The 14,739-nt window shown below is 72.0% G+C and carries 12 protein-coding genes and 1 riboswitch; of the genes, 9 read left to right on the top strand and 3 right to left on the bottom strand.

What is annotated here, in order from left to right:
• Nucleotides 1-18: 18 nt before the first annotated feature.
• The 4 genes from ACZ5VD_RS39740 (at nt 19) to ACZ5VD_RS39725 (ending at nt 4,783) form a co-directional block, all read left to right on the top strand.
• Nucleotides 19-1,368 (top strand): M16 family metallopeptidase, encoded by a 1,350-nt coding sequence (locus ACZ5VD_RS39740; protein ID WP_468685321.1) that lies wholly within the window; start codon nt 19-21, stop codon nt 1,366-1,368.
• Nucleotides 1,365-2,765 carry a M16 family metallopeptidase gene (locus ACZ5VD_RS39735; protein ID WP_468554126.1) on the top strand — a complete coding sequence of 467 codons (1,401 nt, stop codon included), beginning with the start codon at nt 1,365-1,367 and terminating at the stop codon, nt 2,763-2,765. Before ACZ5VD_RS39740 ends, ACZ5VD_RS39735 begins: the two co-directional genes overlap by 4 nt.
• A 190-nt stretch (nt 2,766-2,955) precedes the next feature.
• A riboswitch (cyclic di-AMP (ydaO/yuaA leader) is annotated at nt 2,956-3,122 on the top strand.
• 13 nt (nt 3,123-3,135) lie between these two features.
• Nucleotides 3,136-3,900 carry a M23 family metallopeptidase gene (locus ACZ5VD_RS39730; RefSeq protein ID WP_468685319.1) on the top strand — a complete coding sequence of 255 codons (765 nt, stop codon included), beginning with the start codon at nt 3,136-3,138 and terminating at the stop codon, nt 3,898-3,900.
• A 187-nt stretch (nt 3,901-4,087) separates the two neighbouring features.
• Nucleotides 4,088-4,783 (top strand): GntR family transcriptional regulator, encoded by a 696-nt coding sequence (locus ACZ5VD_RS39725; RefSeq protein WP_468554128.1) that lies wholly within the window; start codon nt 4,088-4,090, stop codon nt 4,781-4,783.
• Nucleotides 4,784-4,910: 127 nt separating this feature from the next.
• On the opposite strand, the gene ACZ5VD_RS39720 is transcribed toward ACZ5VD_RS39725, so the two are convergent.
• Nucleotides 4,911-5,192 carry an HPr family phosphocarrier protein gene (locus ACZ5VD_RS39720; protein WP_468685317.1) on the bottom strand — a complete coding sequence of 94 codons (282 nt, stop codon included), beginning with the start codon at nt 5,190-5,192 and terminating at the stop codon, nt 4,911-4,913.
• A gap of 177 nt (nt 5,193-5,369) precedes the next feature.
• Here ACZ5VD_RS39720 and ACZ5VD_RS39715 point away from each other — a divergent pair, with 177 nt between their 5' ends.
• From ACZ5VD_RS39715 to ACZ5VD_RS39700, 4 genes are all read left to right on the top strand, one after another.
• Nucleotides 5,370-8,213 (top strand): bifunctional acetate--CoA ligase family protein/GNAT family N-acetyltransferase, encoded by a 2,844-nt coding sequence (locus tag ACZ5VD_RS39715; RefSeq protein WP_468685316.1) that lies wholly within the window; start codon nt 5,370-5,372, stop codon nt 8,211-8,213.
• 211 nt (nt 8,214-8,424) lie between these two features.
• Nucleotides 8,425-9,012: a DUF5998 family protein gene (locus ACZ5VD_RS39710; RefSeq protein WP_468554131.1), complete on the top strand. Its 588-nt coding sequence runs from the start codon at nt 8,425-8,427 to the stop codon at nt 9,010-9,012.
• A complete protein-coding gene (locus ACZ5VD_RS39705) occupies nt 9,012-10,214 on the top strand; it encodes an alkaline phosphatase family protein (RefSeq protein ID WP_468554132.1) in 1,203 nt (400 codons plus the stop codon). The genes ACZ5VD_RS39710 and ACZ5VD_RS39705 overlap by 1 nt, the downstream gene beginning before the upstream one ends.
• Before the next feature lie 68 nt (nt 10,215-10,282).
• Complete coding sequence (locus ACZ5VD_RS39700) at nt 10,283-10,900, top strand: thymidine kinase (RefSeq protein ID WP_468554133.1); 618 nt, start codon at nt 10,283-10,285, stop codon at nt 10,898-10,900.
• Between the two features lie 330 nt (nt 10,901-11,230).
• Here ACZ5VD_RS39700 and ACZ5VD_RS39695 read toward each other — a convergent pair whose 3' ends face one another.
• Nucleotides 11,231-12,037, bottom strand: coding sequence for a VOC family protein (locus tag ACZ5VD_RS39695; protein WP_468554134.1), 807 nt, complete (start codon nt 12,035-12,037; stop codon nt 11,231-11,233).
• Nucleotides 12,038-12,333: 296 nt separating this feature from the next.
• On the opposite strand from ACZ5VD_RS39695, the gene ACZ5VD_RS39690 reads away from it, so the two are divergent.
• Entirely contained in the window at nt 12,334-13,194 is an 861-nt protein-coding gene (locus tag ACZ5VD_RS39690) for a sulfurtransferase (protein WP_468554135.1), read from the top strand.
• 89 nt (nt 13,195-13,283) lie between these two features.
• Here ACZ5VD_RS39690 and sepH read toward each other — a convergent pair whose 3' ends face one another.
• Nucleotides 13,284-14,354: a septation protein SepH gene (sepH, locus tag ACZ5VD_RS39685; protein WP_468685313.1), complete on the bottom strand. Its 1,071-nt coding sequence runs from the start codon at nt 14,352-14,354 to the stop codon at nt 13,284-13,286.
• Nucleotides 14,355-14,739: the final 385 nt, after the last annotated feature.

The following is a 14,739-nucleotide window of genomic DNA, read 5'->3' as shown; positions in this document are numbered from 1 at the left end:
GCGATCGAAGGGACGTACATGCCCATGGGTCACACGGCCACAGCGCAGGCAGGCTCCGGCGGACTGACAGCGACCGAGCACCGTCTGGCCAACGGCCTGCGCGTGGTGCTCTCCGAGGACCATCTGACCCCGGTCGCCGCGGTGTGTCTCTGGTACGACGTCGGCTCGCGCCACGAAGTCAAGGGTCGTACCGGCCTTGCTCACCTTTTCGAGCACCTCATGTTCCAGGGCTCCGGCCAGGTCAAGGGCAACGGCCACTTCGAACTGGTCCAGGGCGCGGGCGGCTCGCTCAACGGCACCACCAGCTTCGAGCGGACCAACTACTTCGAGACCATGCCGACCCATCAGCTGGAGCTCGCCCTCTGGCTGGAGGCCGACCGCATGGGCTCGTTGCTGGCCGCCCTGGACGACGAGTCGATGGAGAACCAGCGGGACGTCGTCAAGAACGAGCGCAGGCAGCGCTACGACAACGTCCCCTACGGCACGGCGTTCGAGAGGCTCACCGCCCTCGCCTACCCGGAGGGCCACCCCTACCACCACACCCCGATCGGCTCGATGGCCGACCTGGACGCGGCCACCCTGGAGGACGCCCGCGCGTTCTTCCGCACGTACTACGCGCCGGGCAACGCCGTGCTGTCGGTGGTCGGCGACATCGACCCGGAGCAGACGCTCGCCTGGATCGAGAAGTACTTCGGGTCCATCGCCGCGCACGACGGCAAGCCCGCGCCCCGCGACGGCGCGCTGCCCGACGTCATGGGCGGCGAACTGCGCGAGATCATCGAGGAAGAGGTCCCCGCGCGCGCGTTGATGGCCGCCTACCGGCTCCCGGAGGACGGCACGCGCGCGTGCGACGCGGCGGACCTGGCGCTCACCGTCCTCGGTGGCGGCGAGTCGTCCCGCATCTACAACCGGCTCGTGCGGCGCGACCGTACGGCGGTGGCGGCCGGCTTCGGCCTGCTGCGGCTGGCCGGTGCGCCCTCCCTGGGCTGGCTGGACGTGAAGACCTCCGGTGACGTCGAGGTGCCGGTCATCGAGGCCGCCATCGACGAGGAGCTCGCCCGGTTCGCCGAGGAGGGCCCCTCCGCCGAGGAAATGGAGCGCGCCCAGGCCCAGTTGGAGCGCGAGTGGCTGGACCGGCTCGGCACGGTCGCGGGCCGCGCCGACGAACTGTGCCGCTACGCCGTGCTGTTCGGCGACCCGCAGCTCGCCCTGACCGCCGTACAGCGCGTGCTGGACGTGACGGCCCAGGAGGTCCAGGACGTGGCGAAGGCCCGCCTGCGCCCCGACAACCGCGCGGTGCTCGTCTACGAGCCGACCGCTCCCGAAACCCCCGCCGACCAGGACGAGAACGAGGAGGCGGCCCGGTGACCGAGCTCGCCACGATGGAATTCCACCCCCAGCCGCAGGCCGGCGAGGCCAGGCCCTGGGCCTTCCCGGCGCCCGAGCGCGGCACGCTCGACAACGGCCTGACGGTCCTGCGCTGCCACCGCCCCGGCCAGCAGGTCGTCGCCGTGGAGGTGCTCCTGGACGCGCCTCTGGAGGCCGAGCCGACCGACCTGGACGGCGTCGGCACGATCATGGCGCGGGCCTTCTCCGAGGGCACCGACAAGCACTCCGCCGAGGACTTCGCCGCCGAGCTGGAGCGCTGCGGCGCCACCCTCGACGCGCACGCCGACCACCCCGGCGTACGGCTCTCCCTCGAAGTCCCGGCCTCGCGCCTGGCCAAGGCGCTCGGTCTGCTGGCCGACGCCCTGAGGGCACCCGCGTTCGCGGACAGCGAGGTCGAGCGGCTGGTCCGCAACCGCCTGGACGAGATCCCGCACGAGCTGGCCAACCCGTCCCGGCGGGCCGCCAAGGAGCTCTCCAAGGAACTGTTCCCGGTGACCTCGCGCATGTCGAGGCCGCGCCAGGGCACCGAGGAGACGGTCGAGAACATCGACTCCGCGGCCGTACGCGCCTTCTACGAGAAGCATGTGCGCCCCGCCACCGCCACCGTGGTGGTCGTCGGCGACCTCACCGACATCGACCTGGACGCGCTGCTCGGCGACACCCTCGGCGCCTGGACCGGCTCCTGGGCCGAGCCCCGCCCCGTGCCTCCGGTGACCGCCGACGACACCGGGCGGGTCGTGATCGTGGACCGCCCCGGAGCCGTCCAGACACAGCTGCTGATCGGCCGTATCGGCCCCGACCGGCACGACCGCGTGTGGCCCGCGCAGGTGCTCGGCACGTACTGCCTGGGCGGCACCCTCACCTCCCGCCTGGACCGGGTCCTGCGCGAGGAGAAGGGCTACACCTACGGCGTCCGGGCGTTCGGGCAGGTCATGCGCTCCGCCGCGCCTTCTCCCGGAGGGCCCACCGGTGCCGCGATGCTCGCCATCAGCGGCTCCATCGACACGCCGAACACGGGACCCGCTCTGCAGGACCTGTGGACGGTGCTCCGCACGCTCGCCGAAGGGGGCCTCACCGACGCCGAGCGCGATGTCGCCGTGCAGAACCTCGTCGGGGTGGCACCGCTGAAGTACGAGACCGCGGCGGCCGTCGCGGGCACGCTGGCCGACCAGGTCGAGCAGCACCTGCCGGACGACTTCCAGGCCACGCTGTACCAGCAGCTCGCGGCGACCGGCACCGTCGAGGCCACCGCGGCGGCCGTGAGCGCCTTCCCGGTGGACCGCCTGGTGACCGTGCTGGTGGGTGACGCGGCGCAGATCAAGGAGCCCGTCGAGGCCCTCGGCATCGGCGAAGTCACCGTCGTGACCGCCGAATAGCGGCACGCGCGCGGGGGGCCCTGGTGACCAAAGAGTCACCAGGGCCCCTTTATGCCCGAATTGGGGGAGAGGCTGCCTGTCTGCCCTGTGGTATGCGCTACAAAAGACATGATCCGTTTGGGGATTGAAAGTTGTCACGTTTAGCGTCATCCGGGCTGTCCGTCAGACACCGCGCCGCACCCGTGGCACCGGACAGTCATCGCCGAGTCCCCGCATGGCGCGAGCCAGGGGAGCCGGGGACCCACACCACAAGTCCCTGGGGTGAATCGGACGCCCGCGCGCACCGCGAGGGGGTCCGTAGGAGACCTTCCTGCTCCGAACCCGTCAGCTAACCCGGTAGGCGAGAAGGAAGGAAAGGACCAGCCACTACATGGCGTTCACCTGCGCCACCGGGAAGCACCGTCGTCCCGGCCGGATCAAGCGCTCCACCGCCCGCGCCGCGGGCGTCGCGGCCCTCACCACCACCGGCGTCATCGGCACGCTGGCCGCCCCGGCACTCGCCGCCGAGCCCGCCGTCGAACAGACCGGTCTCATACCCGTCCTCACCGTCGGCGACACGGTCGCCGACCAGATCGACGCCCAGGCCGCCGCGCAGAAGCAGGCCGCCGAGGTGGCCGAAGCGAAGCGGAAGGCCGAGGAGGCCGCACGCGAGAAGGCGGCCGCCGAGGCCAAGAAGGAGCGCGAGGCCAAGGAGCGCGCCGCCCGTGAGGCCGAGCGCAAGCGCCTCAACTCCTATGTCTCGCCGATCTCCGGCTCCTACGTCTCGACCGGCTACAAGACCGGTGGCGCCGTCTGGTCCTCCGGCAGCCACACCGGCGTCGACTTCCACGCCTCCAGCGGCACCTCGGTCCACGCGGTCGGCTCCGGCACGGTCGTCGAGGCCGGCTGGGGCGGGTCGTACGGCAACAACGTCGTGATCAAGATGAACGACGGCACCTACACCCAGTACGGCCACCTGTCGTCCCTCGGTGTCTCCGTCGGCCAGTCGGTCACCCCGGGGCAGCAGATCGGCCTCTCCGGAGCCACCGGCAACGTCACCGGGCCGCACCTGCACTTCGAGGCCCGCACGACCGCGGACTACGGCTCGGACATCGACCCCGTCTCCTACCTCCGCTCGCACGGTGTGAACGTCTGACGACTCACGGCCCGCATCCCGAAGCCCCGGCTCCCCGAGCCGGGGCTTTCGGCGTTTCAGGAGGGTGTCTGTCCAAAAAATATCCATGGATTCCGGTCCGCCATCGGAAATTCCCGCTGATTGCAATAGAGTCACCGAACACACGTCAATCGTCGACGTTTCACGGGGATTAAAGCGGAGGTCGGTCATGCGTATTCCGGCGCACTCGGTATGCACGGCGATCCGGGACGACATCGTCGCGGGTGTCTACGAGCGCGGCAGCCGGCTCACCGAGGAACTGCTCGCGCGCCGCTACGGCGTCTCGCGCGTCCCCGTCCGGGAGGCCCTGCGCACGCTGGAGGCGGAGGGCTTCGTGGTGACCCGGCGGCACGCGGGCGCGTGCGTCGCGGAACCCACCGAGCAGGAGGGTGCCGACCTGCTGGAGATGCGGATGCTCCTGGAGCCGCTCGGCGCCTCCCGGGCCGCCCAGCGGCGCACCGAGGCCCATCTCAAGGTGCTGCGCGGCCTGGTCCGGCTGGGCCAGGAGCGGGCCAGGCGGGGCAACAGCGAGGATCTGCGCTCCTTGGGGGGCTGGTTCCACGAGACGCTGGCGCAGTCCTCCGGCAGTGCCGCGATGACCGCGATGCTGACCCAGCTGCGCCACAAGATCGCCTGGATGTACACGGTGGACGCGCCGTCCAACCCCGTGGAGTCCTGGGCGGAGCACGGCGCGATCGTGGACGCGGTGGCGCGTGGCGACAGCGAACGCGCGCGAGCGCTCACGGCGCTGCACACGGAGCGCGCGACGGCGGTCCACCGGCTGCGGTTCGCCGGCGGCGGGGAACGGCCGGAGCGTGTGAGGAACTCGCAACATCCCGTAAACATGACGAGCCTGCGGCATTAACACGGGCGCCGTATACAAAGAGGGGTTAATTCGCGGGGGATTATTTCTGCTGCCCGTCGGACGGAAATGCGAAGGGCTCGCCCGGATCATTCGGACGAGCCCTTCAATGCAATCGGAAATCGGATGCTCAGACGGTTTCGGGAAGCTCCTCAAGGCCTTCCGAGACCAGCTTCGCCAGACGGTCGAGGGCCGCGTCGGCACCCTCGGCGTAGGAGGCGAGGACGATCTCCTCGCCGCCCTGGGCGCCCAGACCGAGGACGGCCAGCATGGAGGCCGCGTTGACGGGGTTGCCGTCGGCCTTGGAGATCGTCACCGGGATACCTGCGGCCGTGGTGGCCCGGACGAAGATGGAAGCGGGGCGGGCGTGGAGGCCCTCGGCCCAGCCGACGTTGACGCGGCGCTCAGCCATGTGATGCTGCCCTTCGGTGTATCAGGTTGTCTAGACCAGTTTCCCACATCGTGAAGCATGCCCGGGCGGTCCTTCGTCCCGCCCCGGTGTGTCGCCGGACCGCGGCCTCGGTCCGGCTTGTCGTCCCCCACAGACTGCCTCGCGCCGTTGTCGTACGCGAGCCGTACTCTGGGCCCCATGCAGACCTCGTCGGACCGGCACGAGTACCCCGCCCACTGGGAAGCCGACGTGGTGCTGCGCGACGGCGGTACCGCGCGCGTCCGGCCCATCACCGTCGATGACGCCGATCGCCTCGTCAGCTTCTACGAGCAGGTGTCGGACGAGTCGAAGTACTACCGCTTCTTCGCGCCCTACCCTCGTCTGTCCGCAAAGGACGTCCACCGCTTCACGCACCACGACTTCGTGGACAGGGTGGGACTCGCGGCCACCATCGGCGGCGAGTTCATCGCCACCGTACGCTACGACCGCATCGGCGCCGACGGCATGCCCGCCTCCGCCCCGGCCGACGAGGCCGAGGTCGCCTTCCTCGTCCAGGACGCCCACCAGGGGCGCGGTGTCGCCTCCGCCCTCCTCGAACACATCGGGGCCGTCGCCCGCGAGCGGGGCATCCGGCGCTTCGCCGCGGAGGTGCTCCCCGCCAACAGCAAGATGATCAAGGTGTTCACGGACGCCGGCTACACCCAGAAGCGCAGCTTCGAAGACGGCGTCGTCCGCCTGGAGTTCGACCTGGAGCCGACGGACCGCTCGCTCGCCGTGCAGTACGCGCGCGAACAGCGCGCCGAGGGGCGGTCCGTGCAGCGGCTGCTCGTCCCCGGGTCCGTCGTGGTGGTCGGGGCCGGCCGCACGCCGGGCGGGGTGGGCCGCAGCGTCCTCGACAACATCAGGGCCGCCGGGTTCACCGGCCGGCTGCACGCCGTGAACAAGGCCTTCGCCGAGGAGCAGAAGGACCTCGACGGCGTTCCCGCGTACCGCTCGGTGCGGGACATCGAGGGGACCGTCGACCTCGCGGTCGTCGCCGTACCCGCCGACCTCGTCCCCGAAGTCGTCGCCGACTGCGGTGCGCACGGCGTGCAGGGCCTGGTCGTGCTCTCCGCCGGTTACGCCGAGAGCGGCCCCGAGGGGCGCGAGCGGCAGCGTGAACTGGTCCGGCACGCGCGCGCGTACGGCATGCGGATCATCGGGCCGAACGCGTTCGGGATCATCAACACCTCCCCGCAGGTCCGGCTGAACGCCTCACTCGCGCCGCAGACCCCCCGCCCGGGCCGGATCGGCCTGTTCGCCCAGTCCGGCGCGATCGGCATCGCCCTGCTCTCCCGGCTGCACCGACGCGGCGGCGGGGTCACGGGTTTCACCGGTGTGTCCACGTTCGTGTCGTCCGGCAACCGGGCGGACGTGTCCGGGAACGACGTCCTCCAGTACTGGTACGACGACCCCGACACCGATGTCGCGCTGATGTACCTGGAGTCCATCGGCAACCCCCGCAAGTTCACCCGCCTCGCCCGGCGCACCGCGGCGGCGAAACCGCTGGTCGTGGTGCAGGGCGCACGGCACGGCGGCGCCGCACCGCAGGGCCACGCCGTACGGGCGACGCGGCTGCCGCACACCACGGTCTCCGCGCTGCTGCGCCAGGCCGGGGTGATCCGGGTCGACACGATCACCGAGCTGGTCGACGTCGGCCTGCTGCTCGCCCGCCAGCCGCTCCCTCCCGGGCCCCGGGTGGCGATCCTCGGGAACTCGGAGTCGCTGGGGCTGCTGACCTACGACGCGTGCCTGGCCGAGGGGCTCAGGCCGTTGCCGCCGGCGGACCTGACCACGGCGGCGTCGTCGGCGGACTTCCACCGGGCGCTGTCCACGGCACTGGCCGACGACGCCTGTGACGCCGTCGTGGTCACCGCCATCCCGGCCGTGGGCGAGGGCTCTCCCGGCGACGCGGCCCTGGCCGAGGCCCTCCGGTCGGCGGCGGAGCGGGTACCGGGCAAGCCGGTCCTGGTGGTGCACGTGGAGCTGGGCGGGCTGGCGGAGGCGTTGTCGGCCGCCGCCAGCACGGCCCCGCAGGCGACCTCGACGGCGCCCGAGGTCGCCCGCGACCACCCGTTCCGCGCGCTGGACAGGCTGTCCGTGAAGCGGACGGAGGAACCGCCCGCCCCCGAGAACTGCTCCCGCCTCATCCCCGCCTACCCGGCCGCCGAACGAGCCGTCCGCGCCCTCGGCGAAGCCGTCAAGTACGCCCAGTGGCGACGGGACACCGCCGAGCCCGGCAAGGTCCCCGAGTACGAGGACATCGACGAGAAGGGGGCCGCCGAACTGATCGGCGGGCTGCTCGCGCGCGGGCAGGGGCTCACTCTGGGCGGCGAGGAGACCGGCGAACTGCTCGCGAAGTACGGCGTGCACGTCCACCGCGCGCTGCCCGCACCCACCCCCGAAAGCGCCGTCGCCGCGGCCGGCACCCTCGGCTACCCGGTCGCCCTCAAGGCCACCGCCCCGCATCTGCGACACCGCGCCGACCTGGGCGGCGTCCGCTTGGACCTCGCGGACGAAGAGCAACTGAGCCGCGCGTACACCGAGTTGACCGAGCTGTTCGGGACGCCGGAGGAGCTGCGGCCGGTGGTGCAGCGGATGGCGCCGCGCGGCGTCGACACCGTTGTCAGGGCGGTCATCGACCCGGCGGCGGGCGCCGTGCTGTCCTTCGGGCTCGCCGGAGCGGCCTCGCAACTGCTCGGCGACATGGCGCACCGGCTGGTGCCGGTCACCGACCGGGAGGCGGCCTCGCTGATCCGGTCGATCCGGACGGCACCCCTGCTGTTCGGCTGGCGCGGCTCGACCCCGGTCGACACCCCGGCCCTGGAGGAGCTGCTGCTCCGGGTGTCGCGGCTGGTCGACGACCATCCCGAGGTCGTCGCGGTCACTCTGGAGCCGGTGGTGATCGCCCCGCAGGGCCTGAGCGTCCTGGGCGCCTCCGTCCGGCTCGCGCCCCCGCCGGCCCGCGACGACCTCGGCCCGAGGACGCTTCCCACGTACTGAGGCGTACAGCAAGGCGCACCGATGCGTGCCCCCGATACGTGCACCGAGGCGGACCGGCACGCGGGGAGACCGACGGAGATCGCGCGGAGACGGACGGAGACAGACGAAGACCGGCGCGGACCGCACGCGTACCCACGGAGACCGCACGGAGACGGACGGAGACCGCCGTGAGCGTGTCTCGCAGTCGGTCGGTCACCGTAAGATGGACGTCATGGCCAAGACCAGTACGACGACCCAGGGGCTGCGAGCGGCGATCGAACGCAGCGGTTACTACCCGGCCCTCGTGGCCGAGGCGGTGGAGGCCGCCGTGGGCGGCGACACCATCCGGTCGTACCTGGTCCACCAGGAGACGACGTTCGACCAGAACGAGGTCCGGCGGCATGTGACCGTCCTCGTCCTCACCGGCAACCGCTTCATCGTCAGCCACACCGACGAGCAGGCCGAGGACACCACCTCCCCGACGCCCTACGCCACCACCTCCACCGAGTCCGTCAAGCTCAGCCGGGTCTCCTCGGTCGTGGTGAGCCGCGTCGTCGCCAACCCGGAACAGTACGTTCCGGGCAGCCTGCCCCGTGAGGTCGTCCTGACCATCGGCTGGGGTGCCGTCTCCCGCCTCGACCTGGAGCCCGCCGCCTGCGGCGACCCCAACTGCGAGGCCGACCACGGCTACACCGGCAGCTCGACGGCGGACGACCTGAGCCTGCGCGTGAGCGAGGCCGGTGACGGCCCCGAGACGGTGCGCCAGGCGCTCGTCTTCGCCCAGGCCATCTCCGAGGCGACCGCGGACGTCACCCACTGATGGCACAGCCCGCCTCCGACTGGGACCACCACCCGCAGCCGCTCGCCCCCGACTCCGCGCCGATCCCCGAGTACGGCAGCGGCTCCCTCGCCGATCTGCTGCCCACACTCGCCGCGGGCATGGCCGTACCCGGCACCACCGCCACCATCCCCGAGCTCACCCCGGCCGACCGGAACTGCGTGTTCCTGATCGACGGGCTCGGCTGGGAGCAGCTGAAGGCGCACCCGGCCGAGGCCCCCTTCCTGACCTCGCTCCTCGGCACCTCGCGCGGTGGTACCGGCCGGCCCCTCACCACCGGCTTCCCGGCGACCACCGCCACCTCCCTCGCCTCGGTCGGCACCGGCCGCCCGCCGGGCGAGCACGGACTGCCCGGCTACACCGTGCGCAATCCGGACACCGGCGCGCTGATGAACCAACTGCGCTGGCAGCCCTGGACCGCCCCACAGGTCTGGCAGCCGTACCCCACCGTCTTCGAGCTGGCCCACGCGGCGGGGGTGCACGCCGCCCAGGTGTCCTCCCCGACCTTCCAGAACACCCCGCTCACCAAGGTCGCGCTCAGCGGCGGATCGTTCCACGGGCGGCTGTCCGGCGAGGACCGCATGGACCTCGCCGCGGAGCAGCTGGCCGCCGCCGACCGCGCCCTGGTCTACACGTACTACGCCGAACTCGACGGCGCGGGTCACCGCTACGGCGTCGACTCGGACTCCTGGCGCGGCCAGTTGATGTACGTCGACCGGCTGGTCCAGCGGCTCGCCGAGCAACTGCCGCCGCGCACCGCGCTCTACGTCACCGCCGACCACGGCATGATCGACGTCCCCTTCGACGAGCAGCACCGCATCGACTTCGACGAGGACTGGGAGCTGCGCGCCGGGGTCGCCCTGCTGGGCGGCGAGGGCCGCGCCCGCCACGTCTACGCGGTGCCGGGCGCCGAGAGCGACGTCCTGACCTGCTGGCGCGAGGTCCTCGGCGAGCAGTTCTGGGTGGCTTCGCGGGACGAGGCCATCGCGGCGGGCTGGTTCGGCCCGCCCGACCGGATCGACGAGCGGGTGTACGGCCGTCTCGGCGACGTGGTCGCGGCGGCCCGCGACGACGTGCTGATCATCGCCTCGGAGCGGGAACCCAAGGAGTCGGCCATGGTCGGCAACCACGGTTCGATGACCCCTGCCGAGCAACTGGTCCCCCTGCTCGAAGTACGCTCCTGACGCCCGCGGGCAACGCTCACCGCCCGCTGCTCCTCCTTGCACACAGACCGAAAGGTGCTCGACTCACCATGCCCGAGCTGGTGTTCTTCTCCGGAACGATGGACTGCGGGAAGTCCACGCTGGCTCTCCAGATCGAGCACAACCGCTCGGCACGCGGCCTCCAGGGCGTGATCTTCACCCGGGACGACCGCGCGGGCGAGGGGAAGCTCTCGTCGCGGCTCGGCCTGGTGACGGAGGCGGTCGAGGCCGGGCCGGACATGGACCTGCTCGGCTATGTCGTGGCCGAGATCGAACAGGGCCGCAGGGTCGACTACCTGATCGTGGACGAGGCGCAGTTCCTCTCCTCCGAACAGATCGACCAACTCGCCGGCGTGGTGGACGACCTGGGCCTGGACGTCTACGCCTTCGGCATCACCACCGACTTCCGCACCAAGCTGTTCCCCGGCTCGCAGCGCCTGATCGAGCTGGCGGACCGCATAGAGGCACTCCAGGTCGAGGCGATGTGCTGGTGCGGGGCGCGCGCCACGCACAACGCGCGCACCCTGGGCGGCGAGATGGTCGTCGAGGGCGAGCAGGTCGTCGTCGGAGACGTGAACCGCCCGTCGGCGGAGGTCGGTTACGAGGTGCTGTGCCGCCGCCACCACCGCCGCCACATGACGAGCTCCGCGGCGGCCCTCACCCGGTAGGGCCTGTCCGGCCGCCAACGCCGACCGTCCCGGGCCGCGCAGAACACGGTGGGGGCGATACCGGTCGACCGGAATCGGTGTGACCCTCCTCGAAGCAGCGGGGCGAGGCCCAGCGGACGCACCCGGGGCAGCCGGGCGGTGCGGGCGCCGAACCCGGAGCCGTCACCGACCACCGCCTCGGTCTCGGCGGAGGTGCCGCCCTCCTGCGCGCCACCGGGTGCCAGGTCACCTACGCCGAGTACAACGGCGGCCACGACCACGCGTGTTGGCACCTGGCCCCGGCCGATGGGTTGGTGCGGTTGCCGGGACCTCGCTGATCCAGGGCACGCGTCATGCGTCGACGTGCTGGATGAGTGAGAACCGTGCCCCTTCCGGATCCGCCACCGTCGCCACCCTCCCGTGCACGCCGTCATGAGGGGGCGTGAGGACATGTCCGCCGAGGTCGGTGACGAGGGAGGCCGCAGTGTCCGTGTCGGCGACCTCGAAGTACGTCATCCAGTGCGGCCCCCGGTCCCGGGGCAGGTCGTTGCCGACGCCGTGGATACCGGCGACGGGACGGCCGTCGACCTGGAGCGTGACGTAGTCGCGGTCGGCGGAGACCACCGGCTGCTCCTCGAAGCCGAACACCGTCTCGTAGAACTTGGCGACGCCGGCGGACTCGAAGGTCAGCAGCTCGTGCCAGGCAGGGGTGCCCGGCACCCCGGCGATGTTCGTGCCGAGGTGGCCCGCCGCCTGCCAGACGCCGAAGACCGCGCCCGCCGGGTCGGAGCCGACCACCAGCCGCCCGGCCTCTCCCGCGTCCAGCGGTCCCACCCCGACCGTGCCACCGCACAGTCGTACCGTCTCGGCCGTCAGGTCCACGTCGTCCGAGGCGAGGTAGGGCGTCCAGGCGAGGGGCAGGTGACGGTCGGGCGGCAGCTGCCCGATGCCGGCCACCTCGTGGCCGTCGAGCAGGGCCCGGACGTAGGGGCCCAGTTGCTGTGGTCCCGGCTGGAACTCCCAGCCGAACAGTGAACCGTAGAACTCCTGGGTCGCCGTCACCCCGTGCACCATCAGACTCACCCAGCAGGGTGTGCCGGGTGTGTGCCGGGCGTCTGTCTCGCCGTGCGGGCCGGCCGACCCCCTTGGCTCGGTCATCGTCACTCTCTCCTCGGCCCCTCGCGGTGCCGTGTCGCTTCCGCTCTGACGGATACCCCGTGCCGATGCTCGCACCCGCCGTGCTGCCACGCTCCCCGGGCACGCCGCCGCGCACCAGGCCCGTGCCCGTGCCCGGAGGGTGCCCGTCGCGCGGCTGTGCGTCCGTTGCGGTGGACTGACCGACGGATGGCGATCGGCTGTACAGCATGTGCCCGATCCCGTACGCCTCGTGATCGGGCCCGCCCGGCCGAGCAGAGTAGCCGGACCCGGGCGATGCGGCCACCCCGTGCGCAAGGATGGTGGCCATGAACGCCATCATCACCGTATCCGAACTGGCGAGCGATCTGGCGGCGGGCCGCGCGCCGGTCCTGCTCGACGTCCGCTGGCAGCTGAGCCTGGCCAGGGCGACCGGCGAGCCGCCGTTCGACGGCCGCGCCGAGTACGCGGCGGGACACCTCCCCGGCGCCGTCTACGTGGACCTGGACAGGGAACTCGCCGCCCCTCCCGGCACCGGTGGCCGGCATCCGCTGCCCGATCTCGCGGTGTTCGGCGAGGCCATGCGCCGGGCGGGTGTCTCGTCCGGGACGCCGGTGGTCGTGTACGACGGCGGACAGGGCTGGGCGGCGGCCCGGGCCTGGTGGCTGCTGCGCTGGACGGGTCACCCGGACGTGCGGGTCCTCGACGGCGGGTTGCCGGCGTGGGAGGGCGCTCTGTCGTCGGCCACGCCGGAGCCGGCCGCCGGGGACTTCCGGCCGGAGCCGGGTGCGACCGGCCTGCTCGACGCGGACGGCGCGGCGGCACTCGCGCGCTCCGGCGTGCTGTTGGACGCGCGGGCGGGGGAGCGCTACCGGGGTGACGTGGAGCCGATCGACCGGGTCGGCGGGCACATCCCGGGCGCCGTCTCCGCTCCCACCACGGACAACGTGAGCGCCGACGGACGCTTCCGGCCCGCCGCGGAGCTGGCCGACCGCTTCAAGGCCCTCGGTGCCGCCGACGGCTCGGCGGTCGGTGTCTACTGCGGCTCCGGAGTCTCCGGAGCCCACCAGGTGCTGGCACTGGAGGTGGCGGGCATCCCGGCGTCGCTGTACGCCGGTTCCTGGTCCCAGTGGTCGTCGGACCCCTCGCGCCCGGTCGCCGTGGGCCCCGACCCCCAGTAGCCGCACGAGGAGAGGGCCCGCCTCCACCAGCGCGGGCCCTCACGATCTCGTACGGCGGTCCGGGTGTTCCCGGTATCGCGTACGGCCGACTACTCCTGCTTCTTGCGTCTCGTCCCGAACACGATCTCGTCCCAGCTCGGGACCGCCGCCCGGCGCCCGGGGCGGACCCCGTCCGCCTCGGCCTGGCGGTCGGTGGAGCCGACCAGACGGTCACGGTGACTGCCGACGGAGCGCGGCATGAGGACGTCCGCGTAGGCGGAACCGGCCGAGGCCGCGGGGGCCGGGGGTTCCTCGCTCTCGGGCTCCGAGGCGGGTTCCTCCGCCTCGGGGTCCTCCAGCGGGCGCTCCGGGACCACCAGGTCGCCCCGGAAGCTCGGCACCGCCTCCAACAGGCTGGTCAGCGAGTCCCGTTCACTCGCGCTGGCCGTCGTACTCGTGCTCTCGTCGCCCGGATCGGGCGGCGCGGGCAGGCTCGGCCGCTCCCCGCCGAGGGGACGGTCGAGGGCACGGTCCAGCGGACGGTCGCGGGGCAGCCGTGCGATACGCGGTACGAAGGGAAAGCTGGGCTCGGGGGGTGCGGCCGAGAGGTCGTCGGACTCGCCGATCAGCGAGCGCGCCTCCTCGTCGACGGCCTGGACGAGCCGCCGGGGCGGGTCGTACGTCCAGCTCGCCGAGTGCGGTTCGCCCGCGACCAGGTAGACCAGCAGGACTTCCCAGGTGCCGTCGTCGCGGCGCCACGAGTCCCACTGGACGGATTCCTTCTCGGCACCGCGCAGGGTCAGTCGCTCCTGGACGGCCTCGCCCAGTTGCGGACCCGCGTTCTCGCCGGGGCGGCGCACCGGGGTCTTCCGGGCCCGCTCGGCCATGAACGCGCGCTCGGCCAGTACCGGACCCTCGAACCGCCGGACGCGGTCGACGGGGATGCCGGCCATCTGTGCGACTTCTTCCGCCGTCGCGCCGGCGCGTATACGTGCCTGAATGTCACGGGGGCGGAGATGGCTCTCCACCTCGATCTCGATCTGGCCGAGGCGCGGACGGTCGCCGCGTACCGCGGCGCGCAGACGCTCGTCAATCGGAAGCGTGTACTCCGTGCTGTCCGCAGCCTTCAGCACCAGCCGTGTGCCGTCATTCGAGACGGCCACGACACGCAGTTCGGGCATGGGGACCTCCCGGGTGGTGCCTGCCGACGTCACGTGCGTCGCTGCTTCCGCTAGTCGAGTGTGGCCTGCCCGGGTGCAGCCTGCCACAACCTTGCCGAGTTGCCCGGCGTGTCGGGCACGGGCCCTGAGCCGCCGTTATGGCACGGTTACCTATTCGCAACGCTAAGTGACCAACTCCGTCACCCTGTGCAACTAGCCCCCTCCTGGCGGTCCTTGAAGGCCACGGACGCCCTGGCGGGAGACCTGACCCAGGGCTCGCAACAGTACTCCATTCGGGCCACGTGCGTGGATTGGCGCGCCGCCCAACTTCTGGTGACAGGTGGGATTTGGCCCCGGTGGCGGGCTCTTCCCGATCTTGGACGTGGCGTACTTCACGAAATCACCG

It is taken from the genome of Streptomyces sp. NPDC032822, from assembly GCF_055578825.1.
The sequence above is the reverse complement of the archived record's forward strand: the minus strand, read 5'-3'. Positions and strand labels throughout refer to the sequence as shown.

What these genes read in the sequence shown, in the direction of transcription:
- ACZ5VD_RS39740 (WP_468685321.1), top strand. Translation starts at nt 19, where the DNA reads ATGCCCATGGGTCACACGGCCACAGCGCAGGCAGGCTCCGGCGGACTG.
- ACZ5VD_RS39730 (WP_468685319.1), top strand. Translation starts at nt 3,136, where the DNA reads ATGGCGTTCACCTGCGCCACCGGGAAGCACCGTCGTCCCGGCCGGATC.
- ACZ5VD_RS39725 (WP_468554128.1), top strand. Translation starts at nt 4,088, where the DNA reads ATGCGTATTCCGGCGCACTCGGTATGCACGGCGATCCGGGACGACATC.
- ACZ5VD_RS39720 (WP_468685317.1), bottom strand. Translation starts at nt 5,192, where the DNA reads ATGGCTGAGCGCCGCGTCAACGTCGGCTGGGCCGAGGGCCTCCACGCC.
- ACZ5VD_RS39715 (WP_468685316.1), top strand. Translation starts at nt 5,370, where the DNA reads ATGCAGACCTCGTCGGACCGGCACGAGTACCCCGCCCACTGGGAAGCC.
- ACZ5VD_RS39710 (WP_468554131.1), top strand. Translation starts at nt 8,425, where the DNA reads ATGGCCAAGACCAGTACGACGACCCAGGGGCTGCGAGCGGCGATCGAA.
- ACZ5VD_RS39705 (WP_468554132.1), top strand. Translation starts at nt 9,012, where the DNA reads ATGGCACAGCCCGCCTCCGACTGGGACCACCACCCGCAGCCGCTCGCC.
- ACZ5VD_RS39700 (WP_468554133.1), top strand. Translation starts at nt 10,283, where the DNA reads ATGCCCGAGCTGGTGTTCTTCTCCGGAACGATGGACTGCGGGAAGTCC.
- ACZ5VD_RS39695 (WP_468554134.1), bottom strand. Translation starts at nt 12,037, where the DNA reads ATGACCGAGCCAAGGGGGTCGGCCGGCCCGCACGGCGAGACAGACGCC.
- ACZ5VD_RS39690 (WP_468554135.1), top strand. Translation starts at nt 12,334, where the DNA reads ATGGTGGCCATGAACGCCATCATCACCGTATCCGAACTGGCGAGCGAT.
- sepH (WP_468685313.1), bottom strand. Translation starts at nt 14,354, where the DNA reads ATGCCCGAACTGCGTGTCGTGGCCGTCTCGAATGACGGCACACGGCTG.